Origin of the sequence: Mesonia ostreae (genome assembly GCF_031845265.1) — a bacterium.
Taxonomy (GTDB): Bacteria; Bacteroidota; Bacteroidia; order Flavobacteriales; family Flavobacteriaceae; genus Mesonia; species Mesonia ostreae.
This window is the reverse complement of record NZ_JAVRBG010000002.1, coordinates 213,705-235,107: the sequence shown is the minus strand read 5'-3', so window position 1 is coordinate 235,107 and position 21,403 is coordinate 213,705. Positions and strand designations below refer to the sequence as shown.

20 protein-coding genes and 1 riboswitch are annotated in these 21,403 nt (G+C 35.5%); of the genes, 13 read left to right on the top strand and 7 right to left on the bottom strand.

The window, feature by feature from the left end; all coding sequences use genetic code 11:
• Positions 1–161: 161 nt before the first annotated feature.
• The 9 genes from RLT85_RS03055 to RLT85_RS03015 all read left to right on the top strand — a co-directional run bounded on the left by RLT85_RS03055 (position 162) and on the right by RLT85_RS03015 (position 9,038).
• Positions 162–2,591, top strand: coding sequence for a heavy metal translocating P-type ATPase (locus RLT85_RS03055; protein WP_311400576.1), 2,430 nt, complete (start codon positions 162–164; stop codon positions 2,589–2,591).
• Between the two features lie 66 nt (positions 2,592–2,657).
• Positions 2,658–2,858 (top strand): cbb3-type cytochrome oxidase assembly protein CcoS, encoded by a 201-nt coding sequence (ccoS, locus tag RLT85_RS03050; protein ID WP_308864350.1) that lies wholly within the window; start codon positions 2,658–2,660, stop codon positions 2,856–2,858.
• A 14-nt stretch (positions 2,859–2,872) separates the two neighbouring features.
• Positions 2,873–5,077 (top strand): cytochrome-c oxidase, cbb3-type subunit I, encoded by a 2,205-nt coding sequence (gene ccoN / locus RLT85_RS03045; RefSeq protein ID WP_311400575.1) that lies wholly within the window; start codon positions 2,873–2,875, stop codon positions 5,075–5,077.
• Positions 5,078–5,079: 2 nt separating this feature from the next.
• Positions 5,080–5,277: a CcoQ/FixQ family Cbb3-type cytochrome c oxidase assembly chaperone gene (locus RLT85_RS03040; RefSeq protein ID WP_308864352.1), complete on the top strand. Its 198-nt coding sequence runs from the start codon at positions 5,080–5,082 to the stop codon at positions 5,275–5,277.
• Complete coding sequence (locus RLT85_RS03035) at positions 5,274–6,164, top strand: cbb3-type cytochrome c oxidase N-terminal domain-containing protein (RefSeq protein WP_311400574.1); 891 nt, start codon at positions 5,274–5,276, stop codon at positions 6,162–6,164. Before RLT85_RS03040 ends, RLT85_RS03035 begins: the two co-directional genes overlap by 4 nt.
• Positions 6,165–6,234: 70 nt before the next feature.
• Positions 6,235–7,656 (top strand): cytochrome c oxidase accessory protein CcoG, encoded by a 1,422-nt coding sequence (gene ccoG, locus RLT85_RS03030; RefSeq protein WP_311400573.1) that lies wholly within the window; start codon positions 6,235–6,237, stop codon positions 7,654–7,656.
• Between the two features lie 49 nt (positions 7,657–7,705).
• Positions 7,706–8,152 carry a FixH family protein gene (locus tag RLT85_RS03025; RefSeq protein ID WP_311400572.1) on the top strand — a complete coding sequence of 149 codons (447 nt, stop codon included), beginning with the start codon at positions 7,706–7,708 and terminating at the stop codon, positions 8,150–8,152.
• Positions 8,152–8,865, top strand: coding sequence for a sulfite exporter TauE/SafE family protein (locus tag RLT85_RS03020; protein WP_311400571.1), 714 nt, complete (start codon positions 8,152–8,154; stop codon positions 8,863–8,865). The genes RLT85_RS03025 and RLT85_RS03020 overlap by 1 nt, the downstream gene beginning before the upstream one ends.
• A gap of 17 nt (positions 8,866–8,882) precedes the next feature.
• Positions 8,883–9,038, top strand: coding sequence for a hypothetical protein (locus RLT85_RS03015; protein WP_311400570.1), 156 nt, complete (start codon positions 8,883–8,885; stop codon positions 9,036–9,038).
• A 179-nt stretch (positions 9,039–9,217) separates the two neighbouring features.
• Here RLT85_RS03015 and hemN read toward each other — a convergent pair whose 3' ends face one another.
• Together hemN and RLT85_RS03005 are read right to left on the bottom strand one after the other, a co-directional pair.
• Positions 9,218–10,579: an oxygen-independent coproporphyrinogen III oxidase gene (hemN, locus tag RLT85_RS03010; RefSeq protein WP_375712329.1), complete on the bottom strand. Its 1,362-nt coding sequence runs from the start codon at positions 10,577–10,579 to the stop codon at positions 9,218–9,220.
• A 205-nt stretch (positions 10,580–10,784) separates the two neighbouring features.
• On the bottom strand, positions 10,785–11,438 hold the full coding sequence (locus tag RLT85_RS03005) for a DUF4403 family protein (protein ID WP_311400569.1): 654 nt from the start codon (positions 11,436–11,438) through the stop codon (positions 10,785–10,787).
• 202 nt (positions 11,439–11,640) lie between these two features.
• On the opposite strand from RLT85_RS03005, the gene RLT85_RS03000 reads away from it, so the two are divergent.
• On the top strand, positions 11,641–12,492 hold the full coding sequence (locus RLT85_RS03000) for a fructosamine kinase family protein (RefSeq protein ID WP_311400568.1): 852 nt from the start codon (positions 11,641–11,643) through the stop codon (positions 12,490–12,492).
• Between the two features lie 195 nt (positions 12,493–12,687).
• A complete protein-coding gene (locus tag RLT85_RS02995; RefSeq protein ID WP_311400567.1) occupies positions 12,688–13,878 on the top strand; it encodes a CHRD domain-containing protein in 1,191 nt (396 codons plus the stop codon).
• Positions 13,879–13,949: 71 nt separating this feature from the next.
• Here the strand turns inward: RLT85_RS02995 and RLT85_RS02990 are convergent, their stop codons facing one another.
• Positions 13,950–14,747, bottom strand: coding sequence for a T9SS-dependent choice-of-anchor J family protein (locus RLT85_RS02990; protein ID WP_311400566.1), 798 nt, complete (start codon positions 14,745–14,747; stop codon positions 13,950–13,952).
• 420 nt (positions 14,748–15,167) lie between these two features.
• Positions 15,168–15,212: riboswitch (PreQ1 riboswitch) on the top strand.
• A 4-nt stretch (positions 15,213–15,216) separates the two neighbouring features.
• Here RLT85_RS02990 and RLT85_RS02985 point away from each other — a divergent pair.
• A complete protein-coding gene (locus tag RLT85_RS02985; RefSeq protein WP_311400565.1) occupies positions 15,217–15,837 on the top strand; it encodes a 7-cyano-7-deazaguanine/7-aminomethyl-7-deazaguanine transporter in 621 nt (206 codons plus the stop codon).
• Positions 15,838–16,046: 209 nt separating this feature from the next.
• Here the strand turns inward: RLT85_RS02985 and RLT85_RS02980 are convergent, their stop codons facing one another.
• From RLT85_RS02980 to RLT85_RS02965, 4 genes are all read right to left on the bottom strand, one after another.
• Positions 16,047–17,654 (bottom strand): FMN-binding glutamate synthase family protein, encoded by a 1,608-nt coding sequence (locus tag RLT85_RS02980; protein WP_311400564.1) that lies wholly within the window; start codon positions 17,652–17,654, stop codon positions 16,047–16,049.
• A 575-nt stretch (positions 17,655–18,229) separates the two neighbouring features.
• Complete coding sequence (locus RLT85_RS02975) at positions 18,230–18,358, bottom strand: DEAD/DEAH box helicase family protein (RefSeq protein ID WP_311400563.1); 129 nt, start codon at positions 18,356–18,358, stop codon at positions 18,230–18,232.
• Positions 18,359–18,656: 298 nt separating this feature from the next.
• Positions 18,657–18,764 (bottom strand): hypothetical protein, encoded by a 108-nt coding sequence (locus tag RLT85_RS02970; RefSeq protein ID WP_311400667.1) that lies wholly within the window; start codon positions 18,762–18,764, stop codon positions 18,657–18,659.
• 803 nt (positions 18,765–19,567) lie between these two features.
• On the bottom strand, positions 19,568–19,981 hold the full coding sequence (locus RLT85_RS02965; protein WP_311400562.1) for a DUF8758 domain-containing protein: 414 nt from the start codon (positions 19,979–19,981) through the stop codon (positions 19,568–19,570).
• Between the two features lie 717 nt (positions 19,982–20,698).
• Between RLT85_RS02965 and RLT85_RS02960 the strand changes: the two genes are divergently transcribed.
• Positions 20,699–21,292: a Crp/Fnr family transcriptional regulator gene (locus tag RLT85_RS02960; RefSeq protein ID WP_311400561.1), complete on the top strand. Its 594-nt coding sequence runs from the start codon at positions 20,699–20,701 to the stop codon at positions 21,290–21,292.
• Positions 21,293–21,403 lie beyond the last annotated feature (111 nt).

Below are 21,403 nucleotides of genomic sequence, written 5' to 3'. Positions count from 1 at the left end.
GTTTACAGTCGCTTACACTAAAACTGATTTGTAAAAAGACTATTTATTGCTTTATAGTGTCAAATAAACTCCGTTTTGAGACAAAACCTGATAAAAGTCATCTTTTACTATATTTTATCGCAGGAAATTTGCAAAAGGTATAATGAGCAAATTTAATAGATATGGAAAATTGTTTCCATTGTGGAGATGAGTGCCCTAGCACCCCTATTTCCTATGAAGAAAAGGCGTTTTGCTGCCATGGCTGCAAAACGGTTTACCAAATTCTTCATGACAATGATCTCTCCTATTACTATGACCTAGAAAAATCTCCGGGCACAAGTCCGCTACTTTCTTCTAGCAAGTATGATTTTCTCAAAAATGAAAAAATTGAAGCTCAACTATTAGAGTTTAATGAGCAAGAAACACAAGTAGTATCTCTACTCATTCCTAGCATTCATTGTAGCTCGTGTATTTGGGTGTTAGAAAATCTTAATAAGCTTCATCCTGCCATTAAAACGGCACAGGTTAATTTTCCCAAAAAAACCGTTCGTATCACTTACAGTAGTCAAGAATATTCTCTCTACGATTTAGTGATTTTACTTGCTAAAATAGGCTACGAACCCTACATTTCATTGGACGATGCTACTAAAAAGAACTCCTCTATAGATCGCAGTTTAATTTACAAACTGGGAGTTGCAGGTTTTGCTTTTGGAAATATTATGTTTTTATCTTTTCCTGAGTATTTTGAAGTCAATGATTTTTGGTTAGAAAGATTTAAGCACCTTTTCCGTTGGTTGATGTTTGCATTTGCCGTTCCAGTGGCTTTTTATTCTGGGCGGGATTATTTTATATCGGCTTTTAAAGGTTTAAGGTCGGGAATTTTAAATATCGACGTTCCTATTGCCATTGGTATTTTAGTTCTATTTGTGCGATCTACCATAGAAATCGCGATGGATTGGGGAACGGGTTTTTTTGATAGCATGGCAGGATTGGTATTTTTCTTACTCTTAGGAAAATTCTTTCAACAGAAAACCTATGCCTTTTTATCTTTTGAAAGAGACTACAAATCCTATTTTCCTATTGCAGTAACTCGTTTGGTGAAAAATTCCGCGAAAGCGAACTTTACGGAAGAGCAAACCCAAGTATATGAACTAAAGAAAGGTGACAGAATCTTACTTAGACACGAAGAATTATTGCCGGTAGATGCAATTCTCATCAAAGGAAATGCGCTTATTGATTATAGTTTTGTGACAGGAGAAGCCGAACCAGTAAGTAAAGTAAGCGGAGATCAACTTTTTGCCGGAGGAAGGCAGCAAGGAAACTCTATAGAAGTAGAGGTGTTACATGCTGTAGAACAAAGTTACTTAACCCAATTATGGTCCAATGAGATCTTTAGCAAAACCAAACAAAGTAGGTTTGAATCCTTAACGGATAGCATCAGCAAAAGATTTACATTGAGTTTGCTAAGCATTGCTGTAGTAGGAACTATTGTTTGGCTTTTTATAGATCCTAGTAAAGCTTTAAATGTATTTACTGCGGTTCTTATTGTGGCTTGCCCGTGTGCGATTGCCTTAGCGGCGCCTTTTACATTAGGTAATTTGCTTCGTATTTTTGGGAAGAACCAACTTTACTTAAAAAATAGCGGGGTAATTGAGCAAATGGCGAGAATTGATACCATTGTATTTGATAAAACTGGAACTTTAACTACCAGTGCTAAGCAAGTTATTTCTTATGAGGGTATGGAATTGACCTCTCAGGAAGAATCCCTACTAACCAGCACCTTACGCTCTTCTAATCATCCTTTAAGCCGATCTTTATATGAAATGCTTCGCAATGAAGACATCATGACTTTAGATGATTTTGATGAAGAAGTAGGAAAAGGAATTATAGGAGTGCAGAACAATCAACGTATTAAAATAGGTTCGTATACTTTTGTTAATGAAGGAGAGTCGCCATCTAATCCTACCCACAACCAAACGGCGGTTCACGTAAGCAGCAATGAAACGTATAAAGGGTATTTTGTTTTTAAGAACGAATATAGACAAGGGATTCAGGAAGTTTTTAAGAATTTAAAAGAGGGAAGAAAAATGGTTATTCTCTCTGGCGATAACGAAGGAGAAAAAGCTCATTTAGAAGAGTTGCTTCCTAAAGAAACACAGTTATTGTTCAATCAAAAACCAGAAGATAAATTAAATTTTATTCGGCAGCTTCAGGATGAGCATAGAACGGTAATGATGGTTGGGGATGGGTTAAATGATGCGGGAGCTTTGCAGCAAAGTGATGTGGGAATTTCGCTTTCAGAAAATGTAAATATCTTTTCCCCTGCGTGCGACGGAATATTTGACGCATCCCGCTTTCAAGAATTACCAGAATTTATAGATCTTTCAAAAAAAGGAATACGCACCATAAATCAAGCATTTGTGTTTTCACTCTGCTATAATCTCATTGGATTAGGTTTCGCCTTAACCGGGCATTTGGCTCCGGTAGTTGCGGCAATTTTAATGCCTTTAAGCTCTATAAGTATTGTAGTTTTTACCACAATTAGCACGCATTTTTTAGGAAAAAAATTAGAAAAATCAATTCCCGGAAAAAGTAGAAGGAAAATGTCTTAAAAACTGATAAATGTCATCTTTTATAAAGACTTCTCCTTGTAATTTTACACCATAATTCAGGTAGGTATGAGTATTATTTATATGCTGTTAGGCATTAGTGTTGTTGTAGCGCTTATTTTCTTTGTCGCATTTATAGTGTCGGTAAGAAAAGGGCAATATGACGATACCTATACGCCTTCAGTACGCATGCTTTTTGACGACGAACTTGTTAAAAATCCAGATGCTTCTTCCCTTGATGAACAACAGAAAACCAATCACATTAATTGAACATTTAAGAAACTATGGAATTAGAAAAGTTCTATTACGATAACCAAGTCGTACGTAAATTCATCATTGCCACCATGTTTTGGGGTGTTGTAGGGATGAGTATTGGGCTATTATTAGCATTAATGTTTTTATTCCCCAATCTTACCGACGGCATTTCTTGGTTAAGTTTTGGTCGTTTACGACCTCTACATACCAACGCGGTAATTTTTGCCTTTGTAGGTAATGCCATTTTTGCTGGGGTTTATTATTCTTCACAACGACTTCTAAAGGCAAGAATGTGGAAAGATTGGTTAAGTAATCTTAACTTTTGGGGTTGGCAAGCAATTATTGTAGCAGCAGCTATTACCCTTCCTTTAGGTTATACAACTTCTAAAGAATATGCAGAGTTAGAATGGCCTATTGATATTGCCATTGCGGTAATTTGGGTGGCTTTTGGAGCTAACCTTATTGGTACTATTCTTAAACGTAGACAACGTCACTTATATGTAGCACTCTGGTTTTACCTAGGTACTTTTGTAACTGTTGCTGTATTGCATATTGTAAACAGTATGGAGATTCCAGTAAGTGCTTTAAAAAGTTATTCTGCTTATGCAGGAGTTCAAGATGCTTTGGTACAATGGTGGTACGGTCACAATGCGGTTGCCTTTTTCTTAACTACCCCATTCTTAGGATTGATGTATTATTTTGTTCCTAAAGCTGCAAATAGACCTGTATATTCATACCGTCTATCAATTGTACACTTTTGGTCCTTAATCTTTATTTACATTTGGGCTGGACCTCACCACTTATTATATTCTTCTTTACCAGAATGGGCGCAAAACTTAGGGGTAGCTTTTTCTATTATGCTTTTGGCACCATCTTGGGGAGGGATGATTAACGGTTTACTTACCCTTCGTGGAGCTTGGGATAAAGTACGTACAGATCCTGTTTTAAAATTTATGGTGGTCGCCATTACAGGTTACGGGATGGCTACTTTTGAAGGTCCTATGCTTTCGCTTAAAAATGTAAATGCCATTGCGCATTTTAGTGACTGGGTAATTGCACACGTTCACGTTGGTGCCTTAGCTTGGAATGGTTTCTTAGCTTTTGGTATGATCTATTGGTTGGTACCACGTATGTTTAAAACGAAATTATGGTCTACTGGTTTGGCCAACGCTCACTTTTGGATAGGTACTTTAGGGATTATTTTGTATGCCTTACCTTTATACGTAGCTGGTTTTGTGCAAGCTTCTATGTGGAAACAATTTAATCCTGACGGATCACTTACCTACGGAAATTTTCTAGAGACGGTTACAGAGATTATGCCTATGTATTGGATGCGTGCCATTGGAGGTAGTTTATATATATTAGGAGCTATTTTAGGAGTGTATAACTTAATAAGAACTGCCCGCGCTGGTAGCAAAGTGAGTGATGAGCTGGCCGAAGCTGCACCACTACAAAAAGTAACTAAGAAACGTACTTCAAAGGAGGCTTATCATACTTGGTTAGAAAGACGTCCTGTAAAACTTACTATTTTTGCCACAATTGCTATTTTAATTGGAGGGATGGTTCAAATTATACCTTCGTTAATGGTAGACGATTATGTACCCGTAATTTCTAGTGTAAAACCTTACACTCCATTAGAGTTAGAGGGTAGAGATATTTACATCCGCGAAGGTTGTGTATCTTGTCACTCCCAAATGGTTCGTCCTTTTAGAAGTGAGGTAGAACGTTATGGCGAATACTCTAAAGCTGGAGAATATGTGTACGACCACCCTTTCTTATGGGGCAGTAAACGTACAGGACCAGATTTAATGCGCATTGGTGGTAAATACAATGACAACTGGCACTTTAACCACTTTTATGATCCGCAAAGTACATCTGCAGGCTCTATTATGCCTTCTTATAAATGGATTATCAAAGACGAATTAGATAAGAGCCTTACCGAAAAGAAAATGCAAGCTATGATTATTTTAGGTGTACCTTATACGCAAGAAGAAGTGGATAGAGCCCAAGAATGGATGGAGGAACAAGGTAAAGAAATTGAACAAAACCTATATACAGATCCAGATTTTGCTAGAACCTATGAAGCCGATAAAACTTATGCAGAAGAAAACGGAGAAGAATTTGTAGAAATGCATAATCGAGAAGTAGTTGCTTTAATCGCATACATTCAGCGCTTAGGAACAGACATTAAGATTAAGAACGCAGATGATACTGCATTAAACATCCAACCCTAGTCATGTTAAAATTTATAAAAGGAAACCTAGAAAATATTGATGGGGTAGCAATCTACCCTATGATTTCTTTAATGATATTCTTTTTGTTTTTTGCTGGTTTATTTTGGTGGGTTTTCACTGCTAAGAAATCACATATTAAAGAAGTTAGTAATATTCCATTAGAAGACGATACCATAACCCCTAATACCAAAAAATCATGAAAACTACCGCTTCTTATATAAGACTATTCTTACTTTTTGTGGTGGCTATTTGCCTCATGGAGTGGGTTTACGACAAAGGTGATGATTGGGCGATGTTTACAGAGCCTATGTTCTGGTTAATTATTGGTGTTCTCATGCTTTTCGCCATTGCTTTCGAGATTTCTGCAGCTGCCTTAAGTAGCGTTTTGTATAGATCCCTATCGCCAGAAAAACAGTTGGTTTACGATGCTAAATTAAAAGCAAGCGAAGAGAACCGATTCAAATGGGTGACAGAGACTTATAACAAATTATTAGGTCAAAAATCTGTAGAGAGTGAGCATGAGATTGAGCTTGATCATAATTATGACGGCATAAAAGAATTAGATAACAATTTACCACCTTGGTGGGTATATAGCTTTTATGCTACCATCATATTTGCGATTGTTTATATGGTTAGGTTTGAGGTATTTAATGAATACAATCAAATTGATGAATATGAAAATGCTGTTGCTGAAGCCAAACTAGAAGTGGAAGAATGGAAAAAAACTGCGAAAGATTTGATTGATGCTAATACTGTAGAATTACTTACCAGCAGCGAAGATCTTAGTGCAGGACAAACTATTTATACCGCAAATTGTGTCGCTTGTCATAAAGCTGATGGAGGTGGTGGTATTGGTCCCAACCTGGCTGACGATCATTGGATTTTAGGAGGAGGAGTCAAAAATGTATTCCATACTATTTCTGAAGGAGGTCGTAGTGGAAAAGGGATGATTGCTTGGAAATCTGATTTAAAACCAGTAGAAATGGCACAAGTAGCGAGTTATGTTATTAGCCTTCAAGGATCAAATCCGACAGACGGAAAAGAGCCTGAAGGAGAAATCTGGGTAAATGAAAATGCTTCAGAATAAGGCATTCAAAAATAAAGCATGCCCTAAATTTTAATCTCAATAAAAGAGTAAATCACACAACCAACTTATCATGGCAGAGCAAGGCAAAGATAATTTTAGAGATACCATAGGCACCCTTAACGAAGATGGGGGACGTGCTTTTGTTTTCCCTAAAAAACCTTCTGGCAAGTGGTACGAGTATCGTAAATATGTGAGTTATGTACTGCTTATTTTTTTAATAGCAGCTCCTTTTATTAAAATTAACGGAAATCAATTTATGATGTTCAACGTGCTAGAACGTCGTTTTAACATCTTTGGTTTCCCTTTCTGGCCACAAGATCTTTATCTCTTTGTGATTATTATGATTATAGGAGTTGTTTTTATTCTTCTTTTTACCGCTGCCTTTGGTAGAATATTTTGTGGGTGGATTTGTCCGCAGACTATTTTTATGGAAATGGTTTTCAGAAGAGTTGAATACTGGATTGATGGCGACCGCGGAAAGCAAATTAGGCTGAGCAAAATGCCTTGGAATGCTGAAAAAATAAAAAAACGAGTTCTTAAATGGATCATTTTCTTCATCATTTCCTTTTTAATTGCCAACGTTTTTTTAGCTTATCTCATAGGAAGTGATCAATTGCTTCGTTACATTACAGATGGTCCTTTTACTCACGTAAGCACCTTTGTTTCTTTACTCATTTTTACGGGTGTATTTTATTTTGTCTTCGCTTGGTTTAGAGAGCAAGTATGTATTATCGCTTGTCCTTATGGTAGATTGCAGGGAGTTTTATTAGACGATAAATCTATTGTAGTGGCTTACGACCATAAACGAGGAGAAAGAGAAACTGGAAGAGCAAAGTTTAAGAAAAATGAAGATAGAGAAGCTATAGGAAAAGGAGATTGTATCGATTGTTTTCAATGTGTACACGTTTGCCCTACCGGAATAGATATTCGTAACGGAACGCAATTAGAATGTGTAAATTGTACTGCGTGTATCGATGCTTGTGACCATATGATGGAGAGTGTTGATCTTCCTAAAGGATTAATTCGTTATGCAAGTGAATCGAATATTGAGAAGAAAGAGAAATTTAAATTTACGCCTAGACTTAAAGGATATACTGCAGTTCTAGGAATTCTTATTGCCGTGCTTGTTGGTATGCTTTTCTTAAGAAATGATGTAGAAGCGCGTATTCTTAGATTACCAGGTCAGCTTTACGAGCACAAAGCAGACAATATGATTAGTAACGTGTACACCTTTAAATTGGTGAACAAAACGGTAAAAGACATAGAAGACATTCATTTTGAGTTAATGTCACATAAAGGTTCAATAAAAGTGGTATCTAAAGATGATTTAATGGTGAAAGAACAGGATTTAACCGAAGGAACCTTGTTCATAGAAATTAATGCTAGCGCTTTAAGCGATGATAAAGAAAAGCTTCGTATTGGAATTTACAGTGGAGGCGATTTAATTGAAACCACTACAACAAATTTTTTAGGTCCGCGAAGCTATAATTAGCTTTAAGCTTAAAAAGAATAGAATTAACAACATCTAATAAAGTAGTATTATGAAATGGAATTGGGGAACAGGACTCGTTATAGGGATGCTCGCATTTATATCCTTCATACTCTACTTTGTAATTACGATGAGTGTAAATAAAAAGTACAGCTACGATCTCGTAACAGAAGAGTATTACGCCAAAGCAATGACGTATCAAAACGAGATTGATGAAGAAACTAACACGTATAATTTAGAAGAAAAAATTACGGGAAAGAAGACAAAAGAGGGATGGCTTATAAGCTTTCCTGAAGAATTAGATCCCGAAAAGATTAAAGGTAAAGTGTTCCTATATAGACCGTCTAACCAGCAACTGGATTTCGACTCACCTATAGTCCTATCCGGATTAAATTTGCTCATACCTGACAAAAGTCTGGTAGACGGTCGTTGGAACATTACTTTAGCTTGGACTTACGAAAATAAAGATTTTTTATATAAAAAGGAAATTGTTTATTAATGTTACTCTCCGCACTCATATTTGGCCTATTAGGCAGTTTTCATTGCGTAGGAATGTGCGGACCTATTGCATTTCTCTTACCCTTAGATCGCCAAAGTACGTCTAAGCGAGTTTTGCAATTAATAAGTTATCACGGCGGAAGAATTTTCACCTATTCCCTCTTAGGCTTATTATTTGGAGTCATAGGAAAGAGTTTAAATCTTTTTGGATTTCAGCAACAGCTCTCTATAATTATTGGAGTGCTTATGGTGTTAATCATCCTAACTCCCAATACTTGGTTGAATCGTTTTCAACTAGCGCAGCCTATTTATAAAGCGATAGGAAAAGTAAAAAGTGCTTTGGGTAAAGAACTCAAAAAGCGAGATCCAGGTACATTTTTCACCATTGGTTTTCTAAATGGATTTTTACCTTGTGGACTAGTGTATATGGCGATTTTTGGAGCGATGGCTACCGGAGGTTCCCTTAACGGAAGTCTTTATATGGCCGTGTTTGGTTTAGGTACCGTTCCTTTAATGACTACGGCTATGTATTTGGGCAATTTTTTATCAAAAAAACTAAAGCAACGTATTATAAAGGTGATTCCTGTAGTGGTGGTTATTGTTGGTATATTATTTATCCTAAGAGGTTTAGGACTCAATATCCCTTACTTATCTCCGTCTTCGATGGTCACCGTAGAGCAAGCCTCTTCAGAATATGAATGTCACACTAATTAACCTTTAATTTTTATATTATGAACGTATCTTTATTTCTTCCGCTAGTAAATTGGGGCATGGGAACCGCAATTATCACTGTGTTTGCACTGGTTTGTATTGTGCTCACCTTAGTAGTTATCAATATGGTAAAATCTGATAAGAAGAAAAAAACAGACGATGAACCAAAAATCTAATTATTTTCCTAAGGTTGAAATTTTTCAAACCCAAGGTTTCAGATTAGAATTGGCTTAACTAAAGATCTCGACTTCCGCAGAAATTTTACTGATATTTAATGCTGATTTGATTTATAAAACCACGATAGAGAAACATAATTGTTTCTCTATCGTGGTTTTATACTTATAGGATATAAATATTAAATCGTCATAGAAAACAACTGTGTATCGGGTTGTTTACGTTGCAATCTTAAATCAAAAGGCAAACAAACATTTCTTACAAAAGGCTTTCCTATTTCTGTCACGCGAATGCTGGTAGGGGTAATCTCTATAAGCTCATCCTTTTCCATTTCTTCCAGCTTCTCTAGCACTTCGGGAATTTCATCAAAAACGGCTTCTTTATCTTCCCAAGAAGTATAGAAAGAGCACATTAACTGTAGAATATGTTTGCGTATGATAAGATCTTCTTCCGTTAAGCTATGTCCTTTAAAAACCGGGAAGTTACCATTTGCCACTAAAGCTTGGTATTCCTCTAATTTCTTTACATTTTGCGCAAAACTATACCAACTATCTCCAATAGCTGAAACTCCTAATCCAATCATCAGCTGCGTTTTACTCGCGGCATAGCCCATAAAATTACGATGTAAACTTCCATTTTCTCGCGCGTGATAAAGCGCATCTGTAGGCAAAGCAAAATGATCCATTCCTATTTCTACATATCCTGCGGCAATAAGTCTACGTTTTCCCTCCTCGTATTGTCTTCGTTTGGTTTCGGGCATAGGTAAATTTTCTTCCTTAAAACCACGCTGTCCATTTCCTTTTATCCAAGGCACATGAGCGTAGCTATAAAAAGCTATGCGATCTGGCTGTAACTCTATGGTTTTATCAATCGTACGGTGAATATCCTCCTCGGTTTGATAAGGAAGACCGTAAATAATATCATGACCTACGGAAGTATATCCGCTCTCCCGTGCATTTACAGTCGCTGCCTTTACATTCTCAAAAGGCTGTATTCTATTAATCGCTATTTGCACTGCCATATTGTAATCTTGCACCCCATAACTCACGCTGTTAAAACCAATTTTTGCCAGCGTATCCAAATGATCTTTTGTGGTGTTATTGGGATGTCCTTCAAAACTTATTTGCGCATCTTCGGCTTTTTTTGTTAAGCTAAAAATACCGTCCATCAACCGTTCTAAATGTTCTGGAGAGAAAAAAGTAGGAGTTCCCCCGCCTAAATGCAACTGCTTTACTTTTGGCTTTTCATCAAAAAGAGCTACATAAAGCTTTAACTCGCTTAAAATAGATTCAATATAAGGTATTTCGACTTGATGATTTTTTGTAATTCTTTTATTACAACCGCAAAACGTACATAAGCTTTCACAAAAAGGTAAATGAATATACAAGCTAATTCCTTCTTCTTTGTTGCTTTCGCGGAAACTTTTTTGCAAGCTAGATTTCCACTTTTCTAAGGAGAAATTTTCTACATCCCAATATGGAACGGTTGGATAACTGGTATATCGAGGTCCAGGAACATTATATTTTGAAGTGAGTTCGTGCATAATTTAGAACTTTATTTTAGAATGAATGTTAGAATTTATTCTTGTATTTATGGTATCAAAATTATTAATTAGGATAGCGACAAAAGATGATTTTTATCAGTAAAATAAGATTGCCCATGCGCTCACGTATGTCTACATATTTCTGAATAAAACCCCATTAAGTATGATAGATTTGCCGCATTTTTTCAGCAGCATTCCGTAGGGTTTAAATTGAATCTATCTCGAGTTCATAAATTTCTGCTGCGAGTACTCCTCCAAGTTCTAATCTTACCACCAAATGGTCTTCTTTAAAATATAGATCTACTATTTTAAAGTCTTTAATGTTTCCAAATACTAAAATTCCCTTTTTTACTTCTATGATATCTGCTAGTTTTTTATTGAGATCTCCTACCAACTCCTGAAGTTTTGGAAGAAATGAAAATTTAGATTTGTTCAATATTTTCTTTCTAAAAATAGAATTCATCATCATTTCTAAAGCTTGATTGGTAAACCAGGATTTTTGCTCTCCCTCTACCCTATAATCATCCACTTGCAGTTCTTGTTTTTCTGCATTAAAACTAAGTTTTAACTGACAATGGAATTTCATTATTTTATTGCTGAATAAAATCGTTTTCATTTTTATTTCTTGCTGAACATATAAATCATAGCCCTTTGTTCCCGGACTTAAATGAATAGAAAGGATTTCACCAAATTGTTTTCCGTCCTCTGAATCTTCTTCGTGAATAATATATCCTTCAATTTTTTTCTGAAATACTTTTTCTAATGCTTCTAATCTAATCTTCACTGGAATATGTACAAAAGCACCTTCCTGAAAATCTTCTTTCTCGCTTTTTGCGTTTCTCTCTTTAACTGGCTCCATAATTTTTATTCTATACTAAAACTTTAGATGAATGTAGATAAGGTAATATAAATGAATTTTTATTTGAAATCTATGTCCGTTTCTTAAAATTTTGCTTAAATATTCTGTACTTCCTGAAGACTTTTATATTTTTAGATGGATTCTTTTTTAAACCAATTTAATCACGCTGCTGCGATTATGCAGTTTACTAACCCAGGGCTATATGCTTCCAGTTTCTCTTAAAACCCATTTAGAAGAAATGTTTCTCTTTTCCGTAAAGGAGACAAAAGCTTTAAGCGGCGGAGATATAAATGAAGTTTATCTCCTAAAAACCTCCTACCAAGACTACGTCGTAAAAGTTAACAAGGTCAATGTCTTTCCTGCGATGTTCAAAAAAGAAGTAAACGGCCTAGAAACATTACGTAAAACACATTCCATCGACATTCCTGAAGTATTAGGATTTGGCGATTTTGAACACTATACCTACTTGGTTTTAGCGCATAAAGAATCAGGAAAAGAAAGCACCCAGTTTTGGGAAACATTTGGACGGCAGATGGCTGCGTTGCACCAAAACAGTCAGGAGCATTTTGGGTTTGAAGAAGACAATTATTACGGTAGTTTGTGGCAATGCAATAAACGAGAAAATACTGCTTCCGCATTTTTTATTCAGCAACGTTTAATGCCTCAATTTCAGTTGGCCGGTGAAAACGGATATGAATTTGCGCAGCTCGATACCTTCTATAAAAAAATAGAGCAATTAATTCCCCAAGAAAAGCCATCCCTAATTCACGGAGATTTATGGGCTGGAAACTATTTAATTAACGCCCAAAACCAAGCTTGTTTAATAGATCCTGCGGTTTCTTATGCGCCACGAGAAATGGACTTAGCCATGATGCATCTTTTTGGAGGTTTTGATGATCGCCTATTTCAAACCTACAACGAGGCTTTCCCTTTAAAAGAAGATTGGAAAGCCCGCGTCAAACTTTGGCAATTGTATTACATTCTAGGCCACGTCAATCTTTTTGGTGGAAACTATTACAATTCCGCGAAAGCGATTATCAAAAGTTACAGCTAACTAACTTTTCGTTTAAAGTTATCCCCTATCTTTCTTGTACTATTTTTCTTATAGAAATCATAATTACAGAAGTTTCTTTGCGCTATTTCCTAAGGTTTTCCCAAAAAATATATTTAAACAGAAATATGAAAACCAATTTCGTTTTAACCGCGTAACTGTAGTAGAAAGCAAAACAATTAAACCAAAATCGAAATTATGAACACAAGAATTTTAGCTAGTTTATTAGTAACATTTTTAATTTTCATCAGTTGTAGCAGCGACGATGATGGAGCAATAACTCCAGATGTAAGCGATAGTAAGTCTTACTCCTTAATGTCGGTTTCTAACGAGGCAATTACAGGAATGGTTACTTTTAAGAGAAATAGCAACAACACGACTACCGTAGAGGTAGATTTAGACGGTACAACTTCTGGAATGCATCCTGCGCACATACATATGAATACCGCTGCAGAAAGTGGAGACATCGCCATAAGTTTAGAGCCTATAAATGGAGCAACAGGAATGAGTTCTACCACCTTTAGTACCAAAGATGATGGTACTCCAATTAGCTACGAGCAACTTTTAGATTTTAATGGTTACGTAAATGTTCATAAAAGCGCAGATGAACTTGGAATTTTAATCGCTCAAGGAGACATTGGACAAAATGAATTAACTGGAAATTCTAAATTCTTCACATTAGATAGTAGATCCAACCCAGATATTATTGGAGATGTTAGATTCTTAGAACGAGTGAATGGGACTACCCTAATTGAGGTAATGTTAGATGGTACGTCTCCAAATGGAGAACACCCAGGACATATTCATTACAATACTGCTGCGGAAGGCGGAGATATTGCGGTGACTTTTACACCCTTAAGAGGAGAAACTGGCGTGAGTAAAACCCAAGTATCTAAATTAGATAATGGAACAGCTATTACTTATGAAGAGCTTTTAGATTTTAACGGGTACGTAAATATTCATCAAAGTGCAGATGAACTTGGAATTTTAATCGCTCAAGGAGACATCGGTCAAAATGAATTGACAGGAGATTCTATAGTGTATACATTAACTACTATTGAAAACTCTGGAGTAAGTGGTGATGCTACTTTCTACAAAAGAATGAACGGAGAAGCCCTATTAGTGATTGATATTATGGGAACCATGGCTGGAGATTCTCACCCTTCACATTTACATATGGGAGATGTGGACAATCCTGGAGATATTGTAGTAAGTCTAAATCCTGTAGAAGGAGAAACTGGAATGTCTAAAACCAATATTGCAATGCAAGATGGTGGTAGTGCATTTGGATACGATGACGTCTTATCTTATAACGGATACATTAATGTGCACAAAAGCGCGACGGAATTAGAAACATTATTAGCGCAAGGAAATATTGGTTCTAACTAATATTTGGTTTGTTTTTTAATTAAAATGGCTGTCTATAATAGGACAGCCATTTTTATTAATAGTTTTGAAAATTACCTTTTAACCACTTTTTGGGAATATACCTGAGTGTCTGTATAGAAATTAGCAATATAAACTCCTGCTTGAAGCTGAGCTATATTTACTTCGGAAGCATTTACCTCTTTCATCAACTTTCCTTGAAGATTAAAAATTCGTATTCTTTCTACATTTTCGAGCCCTTGAATAATTAGCAAATCTGAAGTTGGATTAGGATAAATTTTTATGTTATTCTGAAGGTAGCCATCGACGCTTAATTCGGTTTCTTCTATTTTTACATCATCCATACTTATATAAAAGATATTTGTACAGTCATAATGTCTAAATACCAATTTGACATCCTCTCCCGCAAACGAAGAAATATCTACATTAACGGTTTTTGGCGGATTGTAATAGTCGGCATCTAAGGTTTCTTCAAAAACTGGATCTTCTGTTCCAGTGAAGTTAGCTTCCGCAGGAATTACATACACCGCATAATGCTCTTGAAAAAGCTCCTCATCTTCGTAGGCGGCAACTTTAAAGCTTAATTCTAAACCCGTATCTGCTGGCAAAGAAATATCTGGACTGGTTAGCGTATTATCTGGCGTAAACACTTCAAAATACCAAGAAAACGACCAAACAAAACCACCTTGAAAAGATTCGACTTCCTGAGTTTCTGCATCGGCGAATTCCCATAATTCGCCATCTCCGTCTAGGTCGCTTAAAGTCCAGTTTTCCCACGTAGTTTCCTCATCAAAATTATCTTCAAAAACTATTTGCGCATAGCCTTCAAAAGTAAAGAACATCAATAAAATAAGGAGTGAATTTTTAATCATGATTATATGTTTTAAATTAGGAATTTGATGGTTGTATTATGCTATTTTAGGAACGTTTTTACGTATTAGGAAATTGAATTAATTTTGCCTAATTATAATTAGAAATGATTAAAATAGCTATTGTTATTGTAAGAGCTACGAATAAAAGATAAGTATAATATGACTATTTATGAGTGAAATTAATTATGTGTTTTTTACCAAAAAATGCTTTATTCTGATAAGGATGTTTAGCATAATTCCTCGATAAACTTACTATTAATTTTAGCATTCCGCAAGATATACTTAAAACATTTAAATTTTTAACATAAACAAAAATTAAAAGAGTAAAGCAGCTAGTTTTAAACTAAAATGATACCTTTAGGAGTAATCAATTTCAGAATGAAAGTGTTTACTTTGTACATCCTAATTTGTTTTAAGATAGCGTACGTGGTTCGAAATTCTCCCACGATAAAAAACTAAGAAGACTTATATGTACTCCAATAAAAACCAGCGACTTGCAGTTATACTAGTCGGGTTCCACATTCTTATCATTGCTTCTAGCAATTATTTAGTACAATTTCCAATTGCTGTATTTGGGTTTAAGGCTACTTGGGGTGCGTTTACCTTTCCGTTTATTTTTTTGGCTACAGATTTAACGGTGCGTCTTTTTGGAGCACGATTGAGCCGAAAAATTATTCTTTACGCTATGTTTCCCGCCTTGATTGTTTCTTATGCGGTTAGCGTTGGTTTTAAGGATGGTTATTGGCTGGGAGTTAATGCTTTACTTAGTTTTGATCTTTTTGTAGCTCGTATTGCTATAGCCAGTTTTTGCGCATATGTACTTGGTCAGATTTTAGACATTTTTGTATTTAATAAACTTAGACAGCATACACAGTGGTGGCATGCCCCATTGGCTTCTGCCATTTTTGGAAACTTATTGGATACGATAAGCTTTTTTACGATTGCATTTTATAAAACCTCAGATGTTTACTTGGCAGAAAATTTGGTGGAGATTGCTACTGTAGACTATATCTTTAAAATGATCATCAATGCGCTATTTTTTCTTCCGCTTTATAAAATTATTTTAGACCAAATTTTGAAAAGAGTATAGATTTGATTTTCCTCCGCAGTTTTTATCAAGATAGCCCATCTAAATATAGAAAGAATATACAAAATGTAAAATGAAGGCTTAGGTTTTCATCCCTAGTTTATACAGTTTTCTATAGATACATGATTAATTACAAAGCTGTAAAATGTATAAGGCTGGATTAGATTTTATATTGCTTAGCAACTTATAGCACATATTAATTCTTGGTTTCTTTAAAATTCTACTTCAGGATGAATTCCCCAACGCGTTTTATCGGCTAAAGCAAAATCCATTTTATATTTTTCTGGAATTTCGCCATTGGCCATCGATCCTGGTTTTATAGAAGGAAAAAGCTCCTCATAGGTAATCATATCATTAAGAGAAACACGACGATATATATGAGAACGTGTAAGATTTTTTGATTCATCCAAACCAGTAGCTCCAAGTAATTCTACAAAGTTTTTAATTGTTTTTTCGTGATAACTAGCCACTCTCACTTTTTTATCTTCTGGAACCAAACCTACCGTTAATTTAGGATCTTGCGTCGTAATACCTGTAGGACATTTATTCGTGTTACAAAGCAATGCTTGAATACATCCTAGAGACAACATCATAGCGCGTGCTTGATAACATGCATCCGCTCCCAAAGCAACGGCCCGTGCAATATGAAAAGCAGAACTAATTTTTCCTGAAGCAATAATTTTCATATGTTGACGTATACCCATTCCTCTTAGGATATTATGAACAAAATCAAGACCATCAATTAATGGAGCACCTACATAATTACTAAATTCTGGCGGTGCAGCCCCAGTTCCTCCTTCTCCCCCATCTACAGCAATATAATCTGGATATATATCTAGTTCTAACATTGCTTGACAAATGGATATAAATTCTCCTTTATAACCAATACATAGTTTAAAACCGACAGGTTTTCCGCCAGATAAGTCTCTTAACTTTTTAATGAATTGCATCATCTCCAATGGATTACCAAATGCGGAGTGAAAAGGAGGTGACATCACTTGAGTGTGTGGTTCAATATGACGAATTTTAGCAATTTCTTCACTGTTTTTTCCTGCTGGTAAAATTCCGCCATGTCCTGGTTTTGCACCTTGAGAAATTTTAAGCTCAATCATCTTTACATTTGGATGTTTAGCTTTTTCGGCAAAAAGTTCAGGATTAAAATTTCCATCATCTGTGCGACATCCAAAATAGCCGGTACCTATTTGCCAAATAATATCTCCACCAGGATTTAAATGATAATCACTTAAACCACCTTCTCCTGTATTTTGAGCAAAATTTCCAATTTTAGCACCTCCGTTTAAGGATTCTACAGCTGCAGCACTAAGAGAACCAAAACTCATAGCAGAAATATTTAATATACTAGCAGAATAAGGTTGTATGCAGTCTTTATTACCTATCATTATTCTAGGATCGTGGTCTAAGGTGTCAAAAGCCTTTGGTGCGATAGAATGACAAATCCACTCGTAACCTTCTGCATAAAGATCTAGTTGTGTTCCAAAAGGAATGGTATCCCGTACTCCTTTTGCTCTTTGGTATACCGTTGAGCGATCTACTCGATTAAAAGGCCGACCGTCAATATCTGATTCTATGAAATATTGATACATTTTAGGTCTTAATTCTTCTAGTACATAACGCAATCTACCCAATACCGGGTAATTACGCATCACGGTATGTCGCGTTTGTAAAACGTCATAATATCCTAAAATGGTAAGAATGACTACAATTCCAAAAATTACATACCAATTGGAACTTAAAAAAATGGATAATCCCAATGTGATTAGCAATGAGATAGTAGATATAATATAAAATTGAATACGCATATCAAAGTATGATTAAATGGTGTCTGTAAATTTTAAAGTGATTTTTGTTTATATATACAATTCAGTAGATTGAATAATTTTTTTTGAAAAAATCTTCCCTATATGCAAAAGCTGGATTTCTAAATTCTTTATAAAACTCATATCGGTTCAAGTTTTCCACTTAAATAATTATTCTGCTTCGTATAATTCCGCGAAAGTTACACAATTTTATCCATAGAATAAATTAGAGAGGCTAGATATCGTGAAATTGTTGCTTTTTAAGATGTAGTCATGGAGAACTTATAACATTGGGGCAAGAATTTCCTAAAATGCGGTGACAAAAGTATAACTAAAAAAGTTCAATATCTTGTCTTCTGAATTAAAGGAAGTCAACGTCATAATCATTATTCGAGGATGTTGTAACTCAATAAAAATGATCATCTTGTTCAAACGCTTGCTATCATATTAAAAAGCCTTGGGCGTAAAGCCATAAATTTCTGCCATTTTCGTATCAAATGTCTCTAATACATTAGGCACGCCTTGCCGGATCGCTACGGCAGGGACTAGGATGATAAACTTGGTAAAACCGTTTTGCTTTATAGCTCATAAATGGTTTTTAGATACACCAAGGTTTTTCCTGTCCCGGTTTCCATTTCGATGATCAATTCACGTTCGGGAGTGAGTTTGGCGGTTTCTTCGGTAATCTCATTATCTTGAATGACCACTTTAATATTTTGCTAAATCTCTACTTCAGTAAGTGAAATCCTATTGGAACGAATATCTTCATTGCTAGAATTTTAAAAGGTATTTTTAACCGTGCCAAAAACATCAACTACCGATTTAACAACTATTTGCTGATATGCTAATTCTTCTAATTTGATATACGTTAATCCTTACTTTTCTTATCGCTGTGGTATTTAATTTACTGTTCGGCTACCTTCAAAGCTTTTTCACCCAATTACTCATTTTGAATCTCATAGAGTATCTTTTCTCTCAAATACTGAACAATTAAGTCTTCTTGGTTTAAGTCAAGGATTTCTGCCATTTTAACAATATGATTTTTTTTGTCTTACGTTCTCCACGCTCAATTTTACTGAGGATAACAGTATCGATATCAAGAAGCGCAGCCACTTGCTTGAGCAATAGCCCTTTTTTCTCTCGATGCCTCCTAATATTTCCTCAACGGAACTATTCTGCTTCATTTTATCATTATGAGTTGATAAGTTTGACTTGACAGCACTTGTTAATTATAAGAAAAATTCCAAAAAGGAATTGAAGATTGTGTTAACGGGTTATTACCAAGTTTAAAATTGCTTTTTTTTTATTAGTATTGATCAGCTGATTATAGTACTACCATTTACACTACTATGCTCTATTAGAATTCCGATACATTGATTATTCCCGGTATAGTTCGAATTCGGGACGCAGTGAGTCCCGAATTGGGAAAAGTTTAATTTTTTTGAAATACAAACTTATTTTAAAATAAAGTAAACCGAAATTGATCAATTCAAAAAATAAAACGTCGTATTAAAATAGAGAAGCTTGGATTTCGATATCTGGTGTGAAAGAACTTATTATGATAACCAAATTTTTAGAGCGATAGTGAAATGCTTTAGCAGTCCCTAAATAAAGATAATTTCTTTTTTCAGGGCAAAATAATCAAAATATTTTTCTTTTACTTTTTCGACTGCTATAGCTTCATCGCCTTCTGCTGCTCACAATGTATTTCTGTAAAGTTGTACGATTTCCCAATCCTCAATCATGATAGTGTTGGAGATCCCATTTTCATCTTCAATAACTTATGAAAATTTATAAGGAAGCTTTTCAACTACTTCAATAGGTAATTCTTCCATATAAAATAGATTACCTTGATCATTCAGTGCCTTTAGTTGGTCTAGTTTTTTCTTTTCCCATACTGCTGATGCCTTTTCAGCTTAGAAATCGGTTATCCTAGTCGGTTTAAAAACTGCCAGTGATGTGCAAATTTCCTTATTGTGAGCTTCAGTTTTCAGTGCTTTTATATCAGTGTAAACGTTATCGAGAACAACCTGCTTACGTTTGTACCAATTTCCCTCTGTATCAATCCTATCTAACAATTCTATAAGCGTTTCAATGGTAGCGGGACGATAGCTGTCTGGCCTGAAATCTTTATCATCTTTTACTATGTCTAGTTCTACCCATTGATATTTCTTATACTTACGGTCTTGTTTAAGTTTACGGAAAGGGATAGAATACAATCTACTCCAAGTGTCATCTTCAAAAAATCCAGCGGTGCGGACGAGTTCGCCATAGGTAGATGATAGAGATGAATAGGTCTTAACTGTAACCAATATTTTAGTTAGAGCCATATTTAAATATGAATTAATAAGGACTTATAAAAGGAAGTATGCGACCGGTTATGCAGTCCGTTTAGCTTCCAACTGTTGGTATTTTGCTTACAAAAAAACGGTTATGACAGTGGCGGTGCGGAAGTAGGTCTAAATGCTTTTCTGAAGTATGAAAACATAGGAAGTGGGACTAAATGCAAAATGATAATTCCGATGAAGCGGACTCCATTCACGATTTCGGATTGGAAATGGAGTTCTTCGACTACGCTCAGGACAGGCTTTCAAGCATAGCGGATCGGGCAAGCGGAATGAAAAGTAGAAATCGGGGATGGTGTCCAAGACTTTTGCAGAGAAGCTCTTTGCCCGAAATGGAGCGATTCCTGTCCTTTCGGCAGGTGGGCGCAAAATGAAGCGGCAATGTGCTGAACGGCTTATGAAAACTGATTATCTTCTTTAAGTAGGATTTAAAGCGTACTTAACTTCAAAGGTAGAGATGGGAATGGAGTTTGACCGCTTCCCGAATTTTCTCGGGAATAAGCAGGCAAGTGGAATGGAAATCGGAAGCTTTGGAGTTGTGTCCAAGACTTTTTTAATGAAGCGCTTTTCCCGCAATGAAGCTTTTCGCGGAATGTAGGGGAATGGGCTGAGTGATTTATAAGCTATAAAATCTTCAGTATTTCTAATTAAAAATGTAAATTTGATTACGAGAAAACCCCGAAATAAGATTACCAAACTCAGATGAACAGCCCAAAACTAAAATCTTTTTTAATTTCTAATCTCGATATTGAGGAGGATGAAATCTCATCAATTCTCAAAAGTTGTCAGGTAAAAAATGTAAAAAAAGATGCGTTCTTATTACGGGAAAATGAGCATTGCAAGCATACATTTTTTGTTGAAATCGGCCTTTTGCGACAATATTCTATAGACGATAAAGGAAAAGAGCATACCATATCTTTTGCTCCTGAAAATTGGTTTGTAACCGACAGGGAAAGCGCCTATTTTAATCAATCTTCCGCTTATTATATTCAAGCCTTGGAAGATAGCAAAGCCGTAATGATTGATGAAAACTTCTTCCTTAAGCTTTCCGAAAAAATCCCCTCATTTATCGATTTTAACAACAAACTGCTTCACAATCATATCCGGCATTTGCAAAAACGGATCAATATGTTATTGAGTTCGAGCGCTGAAGAACGCTACCTTGAGTTTGTGGAAATGTACCCAGATATATTGTTGCGTGTTCCCCAAACCATGGTTGCTTCTTATTTAGGAATTACCCCAGAAAGTTTAAGTCGTGTTCGTAAGGAATTGGCACGAAAAAATTTTAAAAAATAGATTTTGAGTCTACAATAATCCGAATGAGTGAAATTTCGCCTGAATTAATTTTAAAAGACTCAAGGCAATTTAGAGAAATTCAAACCCTGTTTTTAACTCCCCACTTCTACC